Origin of the sequence: Cronobacter sp. HA18006 (assembly GCF_011605445.1) — a bacterium.
GTDB classification, from domain to species: domain Bacteria; phylum Pseudomonadota; class Gammaproteobacteria; order Enterobacterales; family Enterobacteriaceae; genus Cronobacter; species Cronobacter sakazakii.
The window spans coordinates 42,966-61,900 of record NZ_JAANQB010000002.1; the positions used below are offsets into that span (position 1 = coordinate 42,966).

General features: G+C 58.3%; 19 protein-coding genes. 11 read left to right on the plus strand and 8 right to left on the minus strand.

Going from position 1 to position 18,935, the window contains the following annotated elements:
• Nucleotides 1-19 precede the first annotated feature (19 nt).
• Complete coding sequence (gene hemD / locus G9X48_RS00600) at nt 20-760, minus strand: uroporphyrinogen-III synthase (protein ID WP_097641352.1); 741 nt, start codon at nt 758-760, stop codon at nt 20-22.
• Nucleotides 757-1,698 (minus strand): hydroxymethylbilane synthase, encoded by a 942-nt coding sequence (gene hemC, locus G9X48_RS00605; protein WP_007872586.1) that lies wholly within the window; start codon nt 1,696-1,698, stop codon nt 757-759. Before hemC ends, hemD begins: the two co-directional genes overlap by 4 nt.
• Before the next feature lie 282 nt (nt 1,699-1,980).
• Between hemC and cyaA the strand changes: the two genes are divergently transcribed.
• Nucleotides 1,981-4,527 carry a class I adenylate cyclase gene (cyaA, locus tag G9X48_RS00610; RefSeq protein ID WP_097641353.1) on the plus strand — a complete coding sequence of 849 codons (2,547 nt, stop codon included), beginning with the start codon at nt 1,981-1,983 and terminating at the stop codon, nt 4,525-4,527.
• On the opposite strand, the gene cyaY is transcribed toward cyaA, so the two are convergent.
• Nucleotides 4,528-4,848 (minus strand): iron donor protein CyaY, encoded by a 321-nt coding sequence (gene cyaY / locus G9X48_RS00615; RefSeq protein WP_007704482.1) that lies wholly within the window; start codon nt 4,846-4,848, stop codon nt 4,528-4,530.
• A 166-nt stretch (nt 4,849-5,014) separates the two neighbouring features.
• Between cyaY and G9X48_RS00620 the strand changes: the two genes are divergently transcribed.
• The 7 genes from G9X48_RS00620 (at nt 5,015) to corA (ending at nt 12,126) form a co-directional block, all read left to right on the plus strand.
• The gene (locus tag G9X48_RS00620) at nt 5,015-5,218 is read left to right on the plus strand and encodes a lipoprotein (RefSeq protein ID WP_004388423.1); all 204 of its coding nucleotides are present in this window, start codon (nt 5,015-5,017) and stop codon (nt 5,216-5,218) included.
• A gap of 32 nt (nt 5,219-5,250) precedes the next feature.
• Complete coding sequence (gene dapF / locus G9X48_RS00625) at nt 5,251-6,075, plus strand: diaminopimelate epimerase (RefSeq protein WP_004388421.1); 825 nt, start codon at nt 5,251-5,253, stop codon at nt 6,073-6,075.
• A complete protein-coding gene (locus tag G9X48_RS00630) occupies nt 6,072-6,776 on the plus strand; it encodes a DUF484 domain-containing protein (RefSeq protein ID WP_012126043.1) in 705 nt (234 codons plus the stop codon). The genes dapF and G9X48_RS00630 overlap by 4 nt, the downstream gene beginning before the upstream one ends.
• Entirely contained in the window at nt 6,773-7,678 is a 906-nt protein-coding gene (xerC, locus tag G9X48_RS00635; protein ID WP_004388419.1) for a tyrosine recombinase XerC, read from the plus strand. The genes G9X48_RS00630 and xerC overlap by 4 nt, the downstream gene beginning before the upstream one ends.
• A complete protein-coding gene (gene yigB / locus G9X48_RS00640) occupies nt 7,678-8,394 on the plus strand; it encodes a 5-amino-6-(5-phospho-D-ribitylamino)uracil phosphatase YigB (RefSeq protein ID WP_097641354.1) in 717 nt (238 codons plus the stop codon). Before xerC ends, yigB begins: the two co-directional genes overlap by 1 nt.
• A 139-nt stretch (nt 8,395-8,533) precedes the next feature.
• Entirely contained in the window at nt 8,534-10,696 is a 2,163-nt protein-coding gene (gene uvrD / locus G9X48_RS00645; RefSeq protein WP_004388416.1) for a DNA helicase II, read from the plus strand.
• 479 nt (nt 10,697-11,175) lie between these two features.
• Entirely contained in the window at nt 11,176-12,126 is a 951-nt protein-coding gene (gene corA / locus G9X48_RS00650) for a magnesium/cobalt transporter CorA (protein ID WP_004388415.1), read from the plus strand.
• A gap of 57 nt (nt 12,127-12,183) precedes the next feature.
• Here corA and G9X48_RS00655 read toward each other — a convergent pair whose 3' ends face one another.
• From G9X48_RS00655 to yigI, 4 genes are all read right to left on the minus strand, one after another.
• The gene (locus G9X48_RS00655; protein WP_004388413.1) at nt 12,184-12,588 is read right to left on the minus strand and encodes a DUF2628 domain-containing protein; all 405 of its coding nucleotides are present in this window, start codon (nt 12,586-12,588) and stop codon (nt 12,184-12,186) included.
• A gap of 59 nt (nt 12,589-12,647) precedes the next feature.
• Entirely contained in the window at nt 12,648-13,034 is a 387-nt protein-coding gene (locus tag G9X48_RS00660) for a hypothetical protein (protein WP_097569821.1), read from the minus strand.
• Nucleotides 13,035-13,223: 189 nt separating this feature from the next.
• On the minus strand, nt 13,224-14,117 hold the full coding sequence (rarD, locus tag G9X48_RS00665; protein ID WP_097641355.1) for an EamA family transporter RarD: 894 nt from the start codon (nt 14,115-14,117) through the stop codon (nt 13,224-13,226).
• A gap of 52 nt (nt 14,118-14,169) precedes the next feature.
• The gene (gene yigI, locus G9X48_RS00670) at nt 14,170-14,640 is read right to left on the minus strand and encodes an acyl-CoA thioesterase YigI (protein WP_004388411.1); all 471 of its coding nucleotides are present in this window, start codon (nt 14,638-14,640) and stop codon (nt 14,170-14,172) included.
• A 180-nt stretch (nt 14,641-14,820) separates the two neighbouring features.
• Here yigI and pldA point away from each other — a divergent pair, with 180 nt between their 5' ends.
• The 3 genes from pldA (at nt 14,821) to rhtC (ending at nt 18,267) form a co-directional block, all read left to right on the plus strand.
• Nucleotides 14,821-15,690 carry a phospholipase A gene (gene pldA / locus G9X48_RS00675; RefSeq protein WP_004388410.1) on the plus strand — a complete coding sequence of 290 codons (870 nt, stop codon included), beginning with the start codon at nt 14,821-14,823 and terminating at the stop codon, nt 15,688-15,690.
• A 67-nt stretch (nt 15,691-15,757) separates the two neighbouring features.
• Nucleotides 15,758-17,587: an ATP-dependent DNA helicase RecQ gene (gene recQ, locus G9X48_RS00680; protein WP_007872621.1), complete on the plus strand. Its 1,830-nt coding sequence runs from the start codon at nt 15,758-15,760 to the stop codon at nt 17,585-17,587.
• A gap of 59 nt (nt 17,588-17,646) precedes the next feature.
• A complete protein-coding gene (rhtC, locus tag G9X48_RS00685; protein WP_069683048.1) occupies nt 17,647-18,267 on the plus strand; it encodes a threonine export protein RhtC in 621 nt (206 codons plus the stop codon).
• Here rhtC and rhtB read toward each other — a convergent pair whose 3' ends face one another.
• On the minus strand, nt 18,268-18,888 hold the full coding sequence (rhtB, locus tag G9X48_RS00690) for a homoserine/homoserine lactone efflux protein (RefSeq protein WP_004388407.1): 621 nt from the start codon (nt 18,886-18,888) through the stop codon (nt 18,268-18,270).
• Nucleotides 18,889-18,935: the final 47 nt, after the last annotated feature.

The following is an 18,935-nucleotide window of genomic DNA, read 5'->3' on the forward strand; positions in this document are numbered from 1 at the left end:
GTGGCTTCCCGTTTAAAAGTTATTGCAACGCGCGCAGCAGCGCGTCGTTATCGGCATTATCAGCGACCAGAATATTCTGCCAGCCAAGCTCCCTGGCAAGCGTCGCCAGACGCTCGCTGACGACCACCAGCCGACAGCGCAGCAACCAGTTTTCGCGATACCACGGCGGCATCAGGTCATGCAGCTGGCGCAGCATCTCGCCGCTCGTCACCACCAGCGTGGTAATGCCGCGCGTATGCCAGCGGTGCGCTTCCTCGGTGCCGTCGTAAATTTTCGCGCTACGTTGATAGCATTCGCAAAACGTCACGGTCGCGCCGCGCTCCGTTAAGGTTTCCCCTAACAGTTCGCGTCCGCCGTTGCCGCGCAGGATAAGCGCGCGCTTACCGGCAACGTTTTGTAATTCAGGTAATTGTAGCAAGACTTCGCTGATTTCCCGATCGCGCGGGTAATGGACGTGCAAACCGCTGACCTGATGCAGCGCCAGCGCGGTGGTGCGCCCGATGGCGAACGCCTCGACGGCGCGAGGCCAGTGCAGCCCCAGACGCTGTAAATGCGCGTTCGCAAAACTCACCGCGTGTTGCGATAGCGCAAAAAGGAGATCGTGCGGCGCGAGCGCGTCGAGCAGCGCGGGCAACTGCGGCAACTCCCGGCCAGGGCAGAACTCGATCAGCGGAAAACTCCAGGCCTCCTGCCCCAGTGCGCGCAGGCGGCTCACTAATTCCTCCCCGGCGGGAGAGGGGCGGGTGACCAGAATCGTCATGCGGGGCCATCCCCCTGATAAACGTCGGCGAGGATCTCCCGCGCGCCGTGGTTTAATAGCTCTTCCGCCAGTGAGATGCCAAGCTGGCGTGCGTCCTCTGGCGCGCCGCGGCGTTCGCCGCGTACGATACGCGAGCCATCCGGCGCGCCGACCAGCGCGCGCAGCCACAGCTCACCGTCTTTCAGCTCCGCATAGCTGCCGATAGGCACCTGACAGCCGCCCTCAAGGCGAGTGTTCATGGCGCGTTCCGCACGCACGCGCACGGCGGTCTCTTCGTGGTTGAGCGGGGCAAGCAGTTCGCGGGTACGGGTATCGTCAAGGCGACACTCAATGCCGACCGCGCCCTGGCCTACGGCGGGCAGCGAAATCTCCGGTGCGAGCGGGCTTGTGATGCGTGCGTCGAGTTGCAGACGTTTGAGGCCCGCGACCGCCAGAATAATGGCGTCGTAGTCGCCGTTATCGAGTTTGCTCAGGCGCGTCCCGACATTCCCGCGCAGCGAACGGATGATAAGATCCGGGCGGCGCGCGGCGATCTGGCACTGACGGCGCAGGCTCGATGTCCCGACGATGCTGCCCGCAGGCATTTCATCAAGGCTTTTATACTGCCTGGACACAAAGGCGTCGCGCGGATCTTCGCGCTCGCAGATGGTGACCAGCCCAAGCCCTTCCGGGAATTCGACCGGCACATCTTTCATAGAGTGCACGGCGATATCGGCGCGGCCATCCAGCATGGCGAGCTCCAGTTCTTTTACGAACAGCCCCTTGCCGCCCACTTTCGCCAGCGGCGTATCAAGGATGACGTCGCCGCGCGTTACCATCGGCACCAGCTCAACGGTCAGACCCGGATGACAGGCCTCCAGCCGCTGCTTCACATATTGTGCCTGCCAGAGCGCCAGCGGACTTTGGCGGGTGGCAATTCTTAATACATTGTCTAACATGCTTCATACCGTAAATGTCGTCTGCCGATCATCCTACCACTGTTAGCGGAAGGCTGTCAGGTCAAACGGCGGCGAGGCGCGGCGTGCAGACGCCACACAGAAAGGCGCTAAGGGCAGGGGAACGGTGCTATAATTATCTGTAGCGCATCTTTCTTTACGGTCAATCTACAAGGTGTTAGATTGATCACGTTTTGAGCCATTTGTTTGCCCGTCACACCATAATCACAAGGGCGACACAACGGTGAACACTGTTTACATTCTGTAACCATCAGGCGATACGTCTTGTACCTCTATATTGAGACACTGAAGCAGAGACTGGATGCCATCAATCAATTGCGTGTGGATCGCGCGCTTGCTGCCATGGGGCCTGCTTTCCAACAGGTCTACAGTCTGCTGCCAACATTACTGCATTATCACCATCCGCTGATGCCGGGTTACCTTGAAGGTAACGTTCCCTACGGCATTTGCCTCTACACGCCTGATGAAACCCAACGCCACTACCTGAACGAGCTGGAAACCCAGCGCGGCATGCCTGCGCAGCAAACGGTACAGGGCGAACTGCCGATTACCGGCATCTATTCGATGGGCAGCACCTCCTCCGTGGGGCAGAGCTGTTCGTCCGATCTCGACATCTGGGTCTGCCATCAGGCCTGGCTTGATAACGACGAGCGCCAATTGTTGCAGCGTAAATGCAGCCTGCTGGAAAGCTGGGCGGCATCGCTGGGCGTCGAGGTCAGTTTCTTCCTGATTGATGAAAACCGCTTCCGCCATAATGAAAGCGGCAGCCTCGGCGGCGAAGACTGCGGCTCGACGCAGCATATTTTGCTGCTGGATGAGTTCTACCGCACCGCCGTACGCATGGCCGGCAAACGTATTCTCTGGAATATGGTGCCGTGCGACGAAGAAGAGCATTACGACGACTACGTGATGACGCTCTACGCGCAGGGCGTGCTGACGCCAAACGAATGGCTTGATCTGGGCGGCTTAAGCTCCCTTTCCGCCGAAGAATATTTCGGCGCGAGCCTCTGGCAGCTCTATAAAAGCATCGATTCTCCGTATAAAGCCGTGCTGAAAACGCTGCTGCTGGAAGCCTATTCCTGGGAATATCCGAACACTCGCCTGCTCGCGAAAGATATCAAACAGCGGCTACACGACGGCGAAATTGTCTCGTTCGGGCTCGATCCTTACTGCATGATGCTGGAGCGCGTCACGCACTATCTGACGGCTATTGACGACAGCGCGCGCCTCGATCTCGTGCGCCGCTGCTTCTACCTGAAAGTGTGCGAAAAACTCTCCCGCGAGCGCGCTTGTGTCGGCTGGCGTCGCGAGGTGGTAAGCCAGCTGGTGAAAGAGTGGGGCTGGGATGAAGCGCGCCTGACGATGCTTGATAATCGCGCCAACTGGAAAATCGACCAGGTGCGCGAGGCGCATAACGAGCTGCTCGACGCGATGATGCAGAGCTACCGTAACCTGATCCGCTTCGCGCGCCGCAATAACCTGAGCGTCTCCGCAAGCCCGCAGGATATCGGCGTGCTGACGCGCAAACTCTATGCCGCGTTTGAAGCGCTGCCGGGGAAAGTGACGCTGGTGAACCCGCAGATTTCGCCGGATCTCTCTGAGCCGACGCTCACCTTCATCCATGTGCCGCCGGGCCGCGCCAACCGCACCGGGTGGTATCTCTACAACCGCGCGCCGAGCATGGATTCCATCATCAGCCATCAGCCGCTGGAATATAACCGTTATCTTAATAAGCTGGTGGCCTGGGCGTGGTTTAACGGCCTGCTGACGTCGCGCACCCGCCTGTTTATTAAGGGCAACGGCATCTGCGATCTGCCGAAATTGCAGGAGCTGGTGGCGGATGTGTCGCACCATTTCCCGCTGCGGTTACCGGCACCGACGCCAAAAGCGCTCTACAGCCCGTGCGAAATCCGCCATCTGGCGATCATCGTCAATCTGGAGTATGACCCGACGACGGCGTTCCGCAATCAGGTGGTGCATTTCGATTTCCGCAAGCTTGATGTGTTCAGCTTCGGCGAGCAGCAGCAGTGCCTGGTCGGCAGTATCGACCTGCTGTATCGCAACTCGTGGAACGAAGTGCGTACGCTGCATTTCAACGGCGAACAGGCGATGATCGAGGCGCTGAAAACGATTCTTGGCAAAATGCATCAGGACGCCGCGCCGCCGGACAGCGTCGAAGTGTTCTGCTATAGCCAGCACCTGCGCGGGCTTATCCGTACCCGCGTGCAGCAACTGGTGTCCGAGTGTATTGAGTTTCGTCTCTCCAGCACCCGTCTGGAGCCGGGCCGCTTCAAAGCGCTGCGCGTGGCGGGCCAGACCTGGGGCCTGTTCTTCGAGCGGCTTAACGTCTCGGTACAGAAGCTGGAAAACGCCATTGAGTTTTACGGCGCGATTTCGCATAACAAACTGCACGGTCTGTCTGTTCAGGTGGAAACCGATCACGTCGAACTGCCGTCGGTGGTCGATGGCTTTGCGAGCGAAGGAATTATTCAGTTCTTCTTTGAAGAGACCAACGACGACGGCTTTAACATCTATATTCTCGATGAAAGCAACCGCGCCGAGGTGTATCACCACTGCGAAGGCAGCAAAGAGGAGCTGGTGCGCGACGTCAGCCGGTTCTACTCGTCATCGCATGACCGCTTTACCTACGGTTCAAGCTTCGTCAACTTCAACCTGCCGCAGTTCTACCAGATTGTGAATGTCGATGGCCGCCAGCAGGTGATCCCCTTCCGCACGCAGACCATCAAAGCCGTGACGCCGCTCAACGATGACGACAGCGCCACGCCGCTGTTACAGCAATATCAGTCCTGATTAACGAAAGCTGACCGCCTCGCCCGCCTGCTGCGTGGCGGCGGTTTCCAGCAGATCCCAGAAGCGTTCACCGCTGCGATCGCAAATCCATTCGTCGTTTTTATAATCGAAGTGATAACCGCCCTGTTTAGTCGCCAGCCACACCTGATGCAGCGGCTCCTGACGGTTGATAATGATTTTGCTGCCGTTTTCAAACGAGAGCGTCAGCACGCCGCCGTTGATTTCGCAGTCGATATCGCTGTCGCCATCCCACGCGTCGAGACGCTCTTCAATGGTCATCCACAGGCCGTCGGCTAGGCGGTGAAATTCACTGTCGTTCATGTTGGTTTCCTGTTGTACGCGATGGCGGCAGTATAAAAGCAATAGCCGGGAATAGAAACCGGCGGGCGGAACGGCTTTTGTGTCATCCGGCGTTACGCAAACTCTTGCTTTTGCATCTTCACCTGCGATGATAGAAAACAGATGAATGAACAACAGGCACCGATAAATGAAAACGATTTTTCGCTCTCTGGCAGTGATGCTGACCCTGTTTAGCCTCACCGGTTGCGGTCTGAAAGGCCCGCTTTACTTCCCGCCAGCAGACAGCAAAGCCCAGCCGCAGAAAGCGCCGGAACAGCAAACCGAGACGACCATCCCGGATACCAACAACCGTGGCGATACCGATGGCCCGACGCAGGTCAGCAGGCAGTAACCGACTCGTAACCGCGCAAACGGAGTACAACAATGCAGTTCTCTAAAATGCATGGCCTGGGTAACGACTTTATGGTCGTGGACGCGGTGACGCAAAACGTCTTCTTTTCGCCTGACATGATCCGCCGCCTGGCGGACAGGCATCAGGGCGTGGGGTTCGATCAACTGCTGGTGGTCGAACCGCCCTACGATCCCGATCTCGATTTTCACTACCGCATTTTTAATGCCGACGGCAGCGAAGTGGCGCAGTGCGGCAACGGCGCGCGCTGTTTCGCCCGTTTCGTGCGCCTCAAAGGGTTGACTAACAAGCGGGAAATCCGCGTCAGCACCGCGAATGGCCGCATGGTGTTAACGGTCAATGAAGACGAGCAGGTGCGTGTAAATATGGGCGAGCCGGTTTTCGAACCCTCGCTGGTGCCGTTTCGCGCCAACAAAGCCGAGAAGACGTACATCATGCGCGCTGCCGAGCAAACGGTGCTGTGCGGCGTGGTGTCGATGGGCAACCCGCACTGCGTGATTCAGGTCGATGACGTCGCCACCGCGCCGGTGGAGACGCTCGGGCCGCTAATGGAGAGCCATGAGCGCTTCCCGGAGCGCGCCAACATCGGTTTTATGCAGGTGATGAATACGGAACACATCCGGCTGCGCGTGTTTGAGCGCGGCGCGGGCGAAACGCAGGCCTGTGGCAGCGGCGCGTGCGGCGCGGTCGCAGTCGGCATTCAGCAGGGGCTGCTGTCCGCCCAGGTGCGCGTCGACTTACCTGGTGGTCGTCTCGACATCGCCTGGAAAGGGCCTGGCAATCCGCTCTTTATGACTGGCCCCGCCACCCACGTTTATGATGGATTTATTCACTTATGAGTAAGGCTGGAGAACAGCAGGAGACGCTGGCAACGCTTGATGACGACGCGGTGCTCGACTATCTGCTGCGCCATCCCGATTTTTTTATCCGCAACGCCGCGATGGTGGAGCAGATCCGCGTGCCGCACCCGGTGCGCGGAACGGTTTCGCTGGTGGAGTGGCACATGGCGCGCGCGCGTAACCACATCAACGAACTGGAAGAAAACATGACGTTGCTGATGGAGCAGGCGAGCGCCAACGAAGGGTTATTTTATCGCCTGTTGAAATTACAGGGGCGGCTCGCCTGCGCCGGCAGTCTTCAGGAGATGCTGGAGCGGCTCAACCGCTGGGCACGCGATATGGGGCTTGCGGGCGCGAGCATTCGCCTGTTCCCTGAGCGCTGGCGGCTTGGCGCGCCCTCCGGCTTTACCCATCTGGCGCTGTCGCGTCAGGCGTTTGAGCCGGTGCGTATCCAGCGTCTTGGCCAGCAGACGCACTATCTGGGAACGCTGAACGGCCCGGAACTGCTGGTGGTATTGCCGGAGGCGAAAGCCGTCGGATCGGTGGCGATGTCGCTGCTTGGCGAACATGGCGAGCTTGGGGTGCTGATTTTCAGCAGCCGCGACCCGCAGCACTATCAACAAGGGCAGGGCACGCAACTGCTGCATGAGCTGTCGCTGATGCTGCCCGATCTTCTTGCCCGCTGGATTGAACGCGTATGACCGACTCGCCGCTGCACCCGCCCATTGCGCGCTTTCTGCGTTATCTGAAAGTGGAGCGCCAGTTAAGCCCCGTGACGCTGCTCAATTACGAGCGGCAACTGACGGCGATTGTCGGGCTGGCGGGCGAGGCGGGGCTTAAAAGCTGGGCGCAGTGCGATGCGGCGATGGTTCGATCGCTCGCGGTACGCAGCCGTCGCGCCGGACTGGGGCCGTCGAGCCTGGCGCTGCGTCTCTCTGCGCTGCGTAGCTTTTTCGACTGGCAGGTGAGCCAGGGCGAGCTAAAAGCGAACCCGGCAAAAGGCGTCAGCACACCGAAAACCCCGCGCCATCTGCCGAAAAACATCGACGTGGATGACGTCAACCGGCTGCTGGATATCGATCTTAACGATCCGCTGGCGGTCCGCGATCGCGCGATGCTGGAAATCATGTACGGCGCCGGGCTGCGTCTGTCCGAGCTGGTTAATATCGACTGCAATCATCTCGATCTCGCCAGTGGTGAAGTCTGGGTGATGGGAAAAGGCAGCAAAGAGCGCCGCCTGCCGATAGGGCGTAGCGCGGTTGCCTGGATTGAACACTGGCTGAACCTGCGCGAGCTGTTCGGCCCCGACGACGACGCGCTATTTTTATCAAAGCAAGGTAAACGCATCTCGGCGCGTAATGTGCAAAAACGCTTTGCGGAGTGGGGCATCAAACAGGGGCTGAACAGTCATGTTCATCCGCATAAGCTGCGCCACTCTTTCGCGACACATATGCTGGAATCCAGCGGCGATCTGCGCGCGGTTCAGGAGCTGCTGGGCCACGCCAATCTCTCGACCACCCAGATCTATACGCATCTCGATTTCCAGCATCTGGCTTCGGTCTACGACGCGGCGCACCCACGCGCAAGACGAGGAAAACCGTAATGTACTTCTACCGTCCGCTGGGCGCGATTGCCGCCCTGACGTTCGATCTTGACGATACGCTCTACGATAACCGTCCGGTTATCGCCCGCACCGAGCAAGAGACGCTGGCGTTTATGCAGCGCTATCACCCGCGGCTCAGCGCGTTCACCGCCGCGGATTTGCACCGCGCCCGAACGGCGCTGCGCCAGCAGGAGCCGGAGATTTATCACGATGTGACCGAATGGCGGCGGCGCGCTATTGAACACGTGATGCTGGAGGCCGGGCTTTCTGGCCATGAGGCGTCTGAAGGCGCGAACGAGGCGATGCTGAACTTCGCCCGCTGGCGCAGCCGCATCGAGGTGCCTGAGGAAAATCTTGAGGCGTTACAGCAGCTCGCGAAAAAGTGGCCGCTGGTGGCCATCACCAACGGTAACGCCGAGCCGGAACAGTTCGGCTTAGGCGGTCTGTTTCAGTTTGTGCTGCGCGCCGGGCCGCACGGCCGCGCCAAGCCGTACAGCGATATGTATCATCTGGCCGCGCAGAAGCTTGGCGTGGCGCCCGAGGCTATTCTGCACGTGGGCGATGACTTGACTACCGACGTGGCGGGCGCTATCCGCTCCGGCGTGCAGGCGTGCTGGATAAACCTGCTCGATGGCGACCTGATGCAGATAGATGACAGCCGCTTGTTGCCGCATCTGGAGATTTCGCGGTTGGCATCCCTGGCCTCGCTGATATAATCATCACTACTCTGTATATAATTCCAGGTTTTTCGGCAGGCGGCATGTGTATCGCTGCCTGATATCCCGTAAGCCTGGTTAGCGAGACGCCTGCGGGCGTTTTGTGTTTTTTCTGTTTTTAACGCGGCGGTGCCAATCAATGGACGTTTCTTACCTGCTCGACAGCCTTAACGATAAACAGCGCGAAGCCGTAGCCGCGCCGCGCAGCAATATGCTGGTGCTGGCGGGCGCGGGCAGCGGAAAGACGCGCGTGCTGGTGCATCGTATCGCCTGGCTGATGATGGTAGAAAACTGTTCGCCGTACTCCATCATGGCGGTGACCTTTACCAACAAAGCGGCGGCGGAGATGCGCCACCGTATCGGCCAGCTGATGGGCACCAGCCAGGGTGGCATGTGGGTCGGCACGTTCCACGGTCTCGCCCATCGCCTGCTCCGCGCGCACCATATGGACGCCAACCTGCCGCAGGATTTCCAGATCCTCGACAGCGAAGATCAGCTGCGCCTGCTCAAGCGTCTCATCAAGGCGATGAACCTCGACGAGAAGCAGTGGCCGCCGCGCCAGGCGATGTGGTACATCAACGGCAAAAAAGATGACGGCCTGCGTCCGCACCATATTCAGAGCTACGGCAACCCGGTAGAGCAGACCTGGCAGAAGGTGTATCAGGCGTATCAGGAAGCCTGCGACCGCGCGGGGCTGGTGGATTTCGCCGAGCTGCTGCTGCGCGCCCATGAGCTGTGGCTCAACAAACCGCATATCCTGAATCACTACCGCGAGCGCTTCACCAATATTCTGGTGGATGAGTTCCAGGACACCAACGGCATTCAGTACGCCTGGATCCGCCTGCTGGCGGGCGACACGGGCAAAGTGATGATCGTGGGTGACGATGACCAGTCGATTTACGGCTGGCGCGGCGCGCAGGTGGAGAATATTCAGCGCTTCCTGAATGACTTTCCGGGCGCACAGACCATTCGTCTCGAACAAAACTACCGCTCCACCAACAATATTCTTAACGCCGCGAACGCCCTGATCGCCAATAACGCCGGGCGTCTTGGTAAAGAGCTGTGGACCGACGGCAGCGACGGCGAGCCTATCTCTCTCTACTGCGCGTTCAACGAGCTGGATGAAGCGCGCTTTGTGGTCAACCGTATCAAGGTGTGGCAGGAGAACGGCGGCGCGTTGCAGGATTGCGCCATTCTCTATCGCAGTAACGCCCAGTCGCGCGTGCTGGAAGAGGCGCTGTTACAGGCGAGCATGCCGTATCGCATCTACGGCGGCATGCGATTCTTCGAACGCCAGGAAATCAAAGATGCGCTCTCTTATCTGCGTCTTATCGCCAACCGCAACGACGACGCGGCCTTTGAGCGCGTGGTGAACACGCCGACGCGCGGCATCGGTGACCGCACGCTGGATGTCGTGCGCCAGACCGCGCGCGACCGCCAGCTGACGCTCTGGCAGGCGTGCCGCCAGCTGTTGCAGGAAAAAGCCCTGGCCGGCCGCGCCGCCAGCGCTTTGCAGCGTTTCCTTGAGCTTATCGAAGCGCTGGCGCATGAAACCATCGATATGCCGCTGCACGTGCAGACTGACCGGGTAATTAAAGATTCCGGCCTGTGGCTGATGTACGAGCAGGAAAAAGGCGAGAAGGGCCAGGCGCGTATCGAAAACTTAGAAGAACTGGTGACGGCGACGCGCCAGTTCAGCTACAACGAAGAAGACGAAGATCTAATGCCGCTGCAGGCGTTTTTGTCCCACGCGGCGCTGGAAGCGGGCGAAGGGCAGGCCGACGCCTGGCAGGACGCGGTGCAGCTGATGACGCTGCACTCCGCCAAAGGGCTGGAATTCCCGCAGGTGTTTATCGTCGGGATGGAAGAGGGGATGTTCCCAAGCCAGATGTCGCTTGATGAAGGCGGGCGTCTGGAAGAGGAGCGACGCCTGGCCTATGTGGGCGTTACCCGCGCCATGCAGAAGCTGACGCTCACCTATGCGGAAACCCGTCGACTGTACGGCAAAGAGGCGTATCACCGTCCGTCGCGGTTTATCGCTGAGTTGCCGGAAGGCTGTGTGGAAGAGGTGCGCCTGCGCGCGAGCGTGAGCCGTCCGGTCAGCCATAAGCAGCTGGGCGCGCCGATAGCGCAGAACGACTCCGGTTATAAGCTTGGCCAGCGCGTGCGCCACCCGAAATTCGGTGAAGGCACCATCGTGAATCTCGAAGGCAGCGGCGAACATAGCCGGTTGCAGGTGGCGTTCAACGGTCAGGGCATCAAATGGCTGGTGGCCGCTTACGCGCGCCTCGAAACCGTCTGACGTCTTTCTGTGCAGGGCACTCAGGCCGCTGGCGCGTCGCGTCGGCGGCTTTTTTATTTCTTCATCGCGCGCTGGATTTTCTGTCATCTGGCGCGGCGATAATCGCCCGGGAATGGCAGGAAGCGGAGCGCGAAAACGGTCCGGCAAAAGGCGCTCTCAGGCACTATAATTCTTGTCAATCATTGAGGTGTTTTATCTTAAGTGTACGTGTTGACGCCTAATTTTTGGTGGCGTAACATGCGCCCACGATTACGCTAAGAGGACATTCGCCTTGGACACACCCAGTAGATGCTGGCTCAAAAACCTGTCAAACAGGAACAACTCCTAAGGCTATCCTCTTACGCTGATGGCCTTAGTGGTTGTCAGCGACCGTTTTCTCTCCCGTCGCGCTGAGTCAGGCTGTTTAATGGTCTGAAACCCAATCTGTTTCTGTGTGCCCAACCGAACTGTCCAGAATTTGTTTTTTGGGAGTCCCGGTCATGCTGAGCGCATTTCAACTGGAAAATAACAAACTGTCCCGCCTCGAAGTTGACGAGGCCGTTTCGCTGAAAGATTCCATCTGGGTTGATCTGGTGGAGCCGGAAGAGAGCGAACGACAGCGCGTGCAAACGGAACTTGGTCAAAGCCTGGCGACACGCCCGGAACTGGAGGATATTGAAGCCTCCGCCCGCTTCTTCGAAGATGAAGACGGGCTGCATATTCACTCGTTTTTCTTTTATGAAGACGCGGAAGATCACGGCGGCAACTCCACCGTGGCGTTCACCATTCGTAACGGGCGGCTGTTTACGCTGCGCGAACGCGAGCTGCCGGCGTTTCGGTTGTACCGCATGCGCGCGCGCAGCCAGTCGATGATGGACGGCAACGCCTACGAACTGCTGCTCGATCTCTTTGAAACGAAAATCGAACAGCTGGCGGACGAGATAGAAAACATCTACAGCGATCTCGAAAACCTGAGCCGCGTCATTATGGAAGGGCATCAGGGCGATGAATATGACGAGGCGCTCTCGACGCTGGCTGAGCTGGAGGATACCGGCTGGAAAGTGCGTCTGTGCCTGATGGATACCCAGCGCGCGCTAAACTTCCTGGTGCGCAAGGCGCGTCTGCCGGGCGGTCAGCTGGAGCAGGCGCGTGAGATCCTGCGCGATATCGAATCCCTGCTGCCGCATAACGAATCGCTGTTCCAGAAGGTGAACTTCCTGATGCAGGCGGCGATGGGCTTTATCAACATCGAGCAGAACCGCATTATCAAAATCTTCTCGGTGGTGTCCGTGGTCTTCCTGCCGCCGACGCTGGTGGCCTCCAGCTACGGGATGAACTTCGAGTTTATGCCCGAACTGCACTGGAGCTATGGCTACCCCGGCGCGATTGTCGCGATGCTGCTGGCGGGGCTGGCGCCTTATCTCTACTTCAAGCGTAAGAACTGGTTATAAAAACAAAAAAGCCTCTTCCATAAAGAGGCTTTTTTTTACAGGGCAAGGCGCGGAACCTTACAGGCTCCAGTCATGCTTGCCTTTGACTTTAAGATCGTAATACCAGACGTTGGTGCGACAGGCGAAATAGAACGGGACGATATATATCAGCGACCTCATATTCAGCAGGTCGCTGATAATTGCAACGACAAAGATGGCCAGCACGCAAATAATACTTTTCTTCCACAGCCCCAGAATGGCCAGATAGATGAAGCTGAAAAAATAGGTGATGAAATTAAGGGATACTGTCAGACGTTCCTTAATGCTCATTTTTTTCAGCGCGTCACGCCACGCGGGCGTTGGAACCAGCACGGCCGGATAACCGTGATCTTCAATGAACTTAAAGCGAAATTTCCACTTGTCGCTTAATTTCGGATCGGCCATGTAGTCGTAATTCTTTTTGTCGTTTTCCATATTGGACATCAGTAAGGCTCCTTTACGCCTGAAATAGTCGTTGATTCGGGCGACGATGCCGCCCGATATTATGCGGTCTTTGTCACTGTTTGATGCGACGGGGCGGCCAGTAAGAGCAGCGTCATTATTACCTGAAAACCCCCGCCGAATTTCATGAACGGCATGCTGTCCGCGCCGAAATCACGCAGCCAGGCCAGCCCAAACCCAATGAGAAACATGGCCAGCGAAAGCAGAAGGTAACGCCGCGCTTTCAGACCGGCGTCACGAGCACGCAGCGCGCCGGCGCGGTAATAGAGCAAGAGAGCCATTAAAAAGAGAGCCAGCGCCACATCGTCAGGCGTAATCGCAAGTAGCAGGCCCAGACCGAACAGCAAACCGAACAGCCATCCCAGATAAGGCAGACGGCGCAGGGTGGCCGTGCGCGGCGGGAAAAAGAAAGCAAACAGGGCTGACATGAAAATACCTTTTGCGCCTCTGTTATCACGAAACAGCAGATGGCGTAATGCATAAAGGCCGGATTATAGGTAAGGGGCATCGGGTTGCAAGGCGCGCGTCCCGGCTAATATCAGTAGGTGAGAAACAGGATTATTTGGTGTAAGGAAAGATAACAGGGCGTCAGTAACGCCCTGTTATAAAAGTCTTTATTAATGATGGCGTAAACGCCGTTGGGTATAAAGCGCGTCCATAATAAATATCGCCAGCGCCAGCCAGATAAACCCGAAGGTGACCATTTTATCCGGCCCCGGCACTTCGCCGTAAAAAACGACCGCCAGCAGGAACATCAGCGTCGGGCCGATATACTGGAAAAATCCAAGCGTGGAGAGGCGCAGGCGCGTCGCGGCCGCGGTAAAGCAGAGCAGCGGAATGGTCGTCACCACACCCGCCGCCATCAGCAGCAGATTCAGCGACCACGGATTGCTGCCCATATGGCTGGTCGGGCTGTCGGCGATGCCGAACAGATAAATCGCCGCAACCGGCAGCAGCCAGAGGGTTTCCATCAGCATGCCGGTCTGGGCGTCGACCATGATCTTTTTACGCACCAGCCCATAGAACGCGAAGCTAAACGCGAGGCCCAGCGCGATAACCGGCAGCGAGCCGAACGTCCAGAGTTGCACCAGTACGCCGCAGGCTGCCAGCAGCACCGCCAGCCACTGCATCCGGCGAAAACGCTCGCCGAGGAAAATCATCCCCAAAAGCACGTTGACCAGCGGATTAATGAAATAACCGAGGCTCGCTTCCAGCAGGTGATGATTATTCACCGCCCAGATAAACAGCAGCCAGTTGCCGCCCACCAGCACGGCGCTGAGCGCCAGACTAAAGACTTTTTTCGGCGTGGCGAACAGCCGCTTCACCGATCCCCACTGGCGGCTCAGGCTGATGAGCGCCAGCATAAAAAAGAAGGACCAGATAACGCGGTGCGTCAGAATTTCATCGGCCGGAACCGCCTGAATCAGTTTGAAATACGCGGGGGCAATGCCCCAGATAAAATAAGCGGCAAGCGCAAAGAATACGCCCTGACGCGTCTGCTTAGCATCCATGTGAAACTCGTGGTATGAGAAAAGTGTGAGCAGTTTATCAGTATTGCACGACTTACCCTACCATGTAGGTGGCCGTGGCGCTGGCGATATAGACCTGCTCTTCGTTATGTAATTCGACGCGCGCCACCGCCACTTTATTGCCCGCGCGCAGCAGCGTGCTGGAGGCGGTAAAGCGCTGGCCGCGGCCGGGCCGCAGATAGTCGACGCGCATATCAATCGTGCCCATCCGGGAGAGCCGCTGGCGCAATTCTTCTTCGCTGATACTGTCATGACGCGTCAGCGTGCTGCCGACACACACCAGGCCCGCCGCCACGTCGAGCGCCGACGCAATCGCCCCGCCGTGCAGAATGCTTTGCGCCCAGTTGCCCACCAGCATCGGCTGATTATTAAAGGCGAGCTGAGCATATTCTTTTTCGTAACGTTCCAGTTCCAGCCCCAGGGCACGGTTAAACGGCATGTGATAAACAAAGATTTCGCCGACCAGTTGCAGAGCCGCTTCCGGGGTCAGCAGAGTTGCGGACATGATGGTTTCCTCGTCCAAAAAGAGTGGGCACATAAGGTTAAATGAATGTTGATTTTATGCTTCCCATTTGTTGCTTTCCAGTTTAAGAAAGCAGGACTAAGCAGACGCGAAATAAATATGTAGAATGTCTGCCGGATAATAATTCACCATCGAAATATTCGTTCAGGAGAACACTGCCAAATGCGCACGTTTCTGGGTTGGTTTATGGCGGCAACGTTGCTGCCATGCACAGCATTAGCACAGGAAGCGACGATTAAAGAGGTGCATGATGCGCCTGCCGTTCGCGGCAGCATCATCGCCAACCTGCTTCAGGATCACGATAACCCGTTTACGCTTTACCCGTACGAGAGCAACTATCTGCTCTACACCGTGACCGACGATCTCAATAAAGAAGCCATTAAGTCTTACGACTGGGCGGATGATGCGCGTAAAGACGAAGTGAAATTCCAGCTGAGCCTCGCGTTTCCGTTCTGGCGTGGGATTATGGGCCCGAACTCGGTACTGGGCGGCTCCTATACGCAGAAATCCTGGTGGCAGCTCTCTAACAGCGGCCAGTCGTCGCCGTTTCGCGAGACCAACTATGAGCCGCAGCTGTTCCTGGGCTTTGCGACCGACTACGAGCTGGCGGGCTGGACGCTGCGCGATGTGGAATTTGGCTATAACCACCAGTCGAATGGCCGCTCGGACCCAACCTCCCGCAGCTGGAACCGTCTCTATACGCGCCTGATGGCGCAGAATGGCGACTGGCTGGTGGAAGTGAAGCCGTGGTATGTGGTGGGCAATACCGACGACAACCCGGACATCACCAAATATATGGGCTACTACCAGCTTAAGGTGGGCTATCAGTGGGGCGAGGCAATCTGGAGCGTGAAGGGCCAGTATAACTGGAACACCGGTTACGGCGGCGCGGAGCTTGGCCTGAGCTACCCGATTACGAAACACGTGCGCCTCTACACCCAGCTCTACAGCGGCTACGGCGAATCGTTAATTGATTACAACTTTAACCAGACTCGCTTTGGCTTTGGGGTTATGCTTAACGATCTCTTCTGAGGCATTGCAGTTTCCGACGCAGGCGCTGAAAATAGCGCCTGTTTTATTTTCAGTATCTGGAGTGAGTGTGGCGCAGGCGGAAGTTTACAGTCAGGAAACGCTGGCTAAGCAGGTTTTACAGGAAACCTTTGGCTATCAGCAGTTCCGTCCAGGCCAGGCCACCATTATCGACGCGGTGCTTGAAGGGCGCGACTGCCTGGTGGTGATGCCCACCGGCGGCGGCAAATCGCTGTGTTATCAAATCCCGGCGCTGGTGAAAACCGGCCTGACCATCGTGGTTTCTCCGCTTATTTCTCTGATGAAAGACCAGGTCGATCAGCTTCTGGCGAACGGCGTGGCCGCGGCGTGCCTCAATTCGACGCAGAGCCGCGAGGAGCAGCAGGCGGTGCTGGCGGGCTGTCGTACCGGCCAGGTGCGCCTGCTCTACATCGCGCCGGAAAGACTGATGATGGATAACTTCATCGACACGCTGGGCTACTGGGATCTGGCGATGGTGGCGGTGGACGAGGCGCACTGTATCTCCCAGTGGGGCCACGATTTCCGCCCGGAATACGCGGCGCTCGGCCAGCTGCGCGCGCGTTTTCCGGCGGTGCCGTTTATGGCGCTCACCGCCACGGCGGATGACACGACGCGGCGCGATATCGTGCGTCTTCTGGGCCTTGACGATCCGCTGATTGAAATCAGCAGTTTCGACCGCCCGAACATCCGCTACATGCTGATGGAAAAATTCAAACCGCTCGATCAGCTGATGCGCTATGTGCAGGAGCAGCGCGGCAAATCGGGCATTATCTACTGCAACAGCCGCGCGAAAGTGGAAGACACCGCCGCGCGTCTGCAAAGCCGCGGCATCAGCGCCGCCGCCTACCACGCGGGCCTGGAGCATGAGGTGCGCGCGTCAGTGCAGGAGAAATTCCAGCGCGACGATTTACAGATTGTGGTGGCGACCGTAGCGTTCGGTATGGGCATCAACAAACCCAACGTGCGCTTTGTCGTGCACTTCGATATTCCCCGCAATATTGAATCCTACTATCAGGAGACGGGCCGCGCCGGGCGCGACGGCCTGCCTGCCGAGGCGATGCTGTTTTACGATCCGGCGGATATGGCGTGGTTGCGCCGCTGCCTGGAAGAAAAAGCGCCAGGCCCGCTGCAGGATATCGAGCGTCACAAGCTAAACGCGATGGGCGCGTTCGCCGAGGCGCAAACCTGCCGCCGTCTGGTGCTGCTGAACTATTTCGGCGAAGGGCGTCAGGCACCGTGCGGCAACTGCGATATCTGTCTCGATCCGCCGCGCCGCTACGATGGCCTGGTGGACGCGCAAAAAGCGCTGTCGGCTATCGCGCGCGTGGAGCAGCGCTTCGGGATGGGCTATGTGGTGGAAGTGCTGCGCGGCGCGAACAACCAGCGCATCCGCGAACTGGGCCACGACAAGCTCAAGGTGTACGGCATCGGGCGAGATCAAAGCCAGGAGCACTGGGTCAGCGTTATCCGCCAGCTTATTCATCTGGGCGTGGTGACGCAGAACATCGCGCAGCATTCGGCGTTGCAGCTGACCGAAGCCGCGCGCCCGTTCCTGCGTGGCGAAGCGCCGCTGATGCTGGCGGTGCCGCGCGTCGCGGCGCTCAAACCGCGCGTGGCGCAAAAATCGTACGGCGGCAATTATGACCGCAAGCTGTTTGCGAAACTGCGCAAACTGCGTAAGGCCATCGCCGACGAAGAAAACATTCCGCCGTATGTCGTCTTTAACGACGCGACGCTGATTGAAATGGCTGAGCAAATGCCGCTCAGCCCGGGCGAAATGCTTGGCATTAACGGCGTCGGCACCCGTAAACTGGAGCGCTTCGGCAGGCCGTTTATGACGCTCATCCGCGAGCACGTCGACGGCGACGACGAAGAGTAGTCAGCCCCGCCCAAACATGCCAGGATGAATGTTCTCTGATTCTGACCTGGCAAACCTCTATGTTAACGCTGTTCTTTACCGTCGCGATGGTACATCTGGTGGCGCTGGCAAGCCCCGGCCCCGACTTCTTTTTTGTCTCGCAGACCGCGGCCAGCCGCTCGCGCAAAGAGGCGCTGATGGGCGTGCTGGGCATTACCGCAGGCGTCATGGTGTGGTCCGGCGTGGCGTTGCTCGGCCTGCACCTGATCCTCGAAAAAATGGCCTGGCTGCATAACATTATTGTGGTGGGCGGCGGGCTTTATCTGTGCTGGATGGGGTATCAGATGCTGCGCGGCGCGCTGAAGAAAAGCGCGCCGACGGGCGAGACGCCACAGGTTGAGCTGGCGGCGCGCGGGCGCAGTTTTCTGAAAGGAATGTTGACCAACCTGGCGAACCCGAAAGCGGTTATCTACTTCGGCAGCGTTTTTTCACTGTTCGTCGGCGACAGCGTCGGCACCAGCGCGCGTTGGGGCATTTTCGTGCTGATAGCGCTGGAAACCTTCGCGTGGTTTGCGCTGGTGGCAAGCGTCTTTGCGCTGCCGAAAATGCGCCAGGGTTATCAGCGTCTGGCGAAGTGGATCGACGGCACCGCCGGCGCGCTGTTCACCGGCTTCGGCATTCATCTCATTATCTCTCGCTAATCAGGCGCGGCGCGCGGTGGCAAGCAGCGCGCCAATCAGCATAAACAGCGAACCAAAGATTTTATTTAAGGCCTTCATCTGATGCGGGCCTTTGATCCAGCCGCGAATTCTTGTCGCAAGCGTCGCGTAACCAATCATCACGATGATATCCACCACGATAGTCGTTACCCCGAGCACCACATACTGCATCGCCTGCGGCTGATGCGGCACGATAAACTGCGGAAAGAGCGCGGCGAGAAACACGATGCTTTTCGGGTTGGTCAGATTCACAAACACCGCGCGTTTAAACAGTCTGCTGCGCGGCTGGCTCTGCGCGAGCGCGTTGAGATCGATGGCGCCCGCCGCGCGCCACTGCTGAATGCCAAGCCAGATAAGATACGCGGCGCCCGCCCATTTCAGGATCTCAAAGGCCATCAGGGAGCGGGAGAACAGCGCGCCTAAACCAATACCAACCAGCACGATATGCAGCGCAAGACCGGTCTGTAGCCCGGCGATAGACGCCGCTGCACCGCGATAGCCATGACTGATGGCGGTGCTCATCGTGTTAATGGCGCCAGAACCCGGCGAGAGGCTGAGAATAAGGGTTGTCAGAAGGTAGGTACACCACCACTCGAAGGTCATGCGAAGCTCCCTGATTGCGCACTTTTATGCCACAATACGCTATTGTT

Excerpts from the sequence above, each read along its gene's own strand:
- corA (WP_004388415.1), top strand. The coding sequence starts at position 11,176 with ATGCTGAGCGCATTTCAACTGGAAAATAACAAACTGTCCCGCCTCGAA.
- rhtC (WP_069683048.1), top strand. The coding sequence starts at position 17,647 with ATGTTAACGCTGTTCTTTACCGTCGCGATGGTACATCTGGTGGCGCTG.
- cyaY (WP_007704482.1), bottom strand. The coding sequence starts at position 4,848 with ATGAACGACAGTGAATTTCACCGCCTAGCCGACGGCCTGTGGATGACC.
- hemC (WP_007872586.1), bottom strand. The coding sequence starts at position 1,698 with ATGTTAGACAATGTATTAAGAATTGCCACCCGCCAAAGTCCGCTGGCG.
- rarD (WP_097641355.1), bottom strand. The coding sequence starts at position 14,117 with ATGGATGCTAAGCAGACGCGTCAGGGCGTATTCTTTGCGCTTGCCGCT.
- uvrD (WP_004388416.1), top strand. The coding sequence starts at position 8,534 with ATGGACGTTTCTTACCTGCTCGACAGCCTTAACGATAAACAGCGCGAA.
- pldA (WP_004388410.1), top strand. The coding sequence starts at position 14,821 with ATGCGCACGTTTCTGGGTTGGTTTATGGCGGCAACGTTGCTGCCATGC.
- G9X48_RS00630 (WP_012126043.1), top strand. The coding sequence starts at position 6,072 with ATGAGTAAGGCTGGAGAACAGCAGGAGACGCTGGCAACGCTTGATGAC.
- xerC (WP_004388419.1), top strand. The coding sequence starts at position 6,773 with ATGACCGACTCGCCGCTGCACCCGCCCATTGCGCGCTTTCTGCGTTAT.
- G9X48_RS00660 (WP_097569821.1), bottom strand. The coding sequence starts at position 13,034 with ATGTCAGCCCTGTTTGCTTTCTTTTTCCCGCCGCGCACGGCCACCCTG.
- yigB (WP_097641354.1), top strand. The coding sequence starts at position 7,678 with ATGTACTTCTACCGTCCGCTGGGCGCGATTGCCGCCCTGACGTTCGAT.
- G9X48_RS00655 (WP_004388413.1), bottom strand. The coding sequence starts at position 12,588 with ATGTCCAATATGGAAAACGACAAAAAGAATTACGACTACATGGCCGAT.
- rhtB (WP_004388407.1), bottom strand. The coding sequence starts at position 18,888 with ATGACCTTCGAGTGGTGGTGTACCTACCTTCTGACAACCCTTATTCTC.
- hemD (WP_097641352.1), bottom strand. The coding sequence starts at position 760 with ATGACGATTCTGGTCACCCGCCCCTCTCCCGCCGGGGAGGAATTAGTG.
- dapF (WP_004388421.1), top strand. The coding sequence starts at position 5,251 with ATGCAGTTCTCTAAAATGCATGGCCTGGGTAACGACTTTATGGTCGTG.
- yigI (WP_004388411.1), bottom strand. The coding sequence starts at position 14,640 with ATGTCCGCAACTCTGCTGACCCCGGAAGCGGCTCTGCAACTGGTCGGC.
- G9X48_RS00620 (WP_004388423.1), top strand. The coding sequence starts at position 5,015 with ATGAAAACGATTTTTCGCTCTCTGGCAGTGATGCTGACCCTGTTTAGC.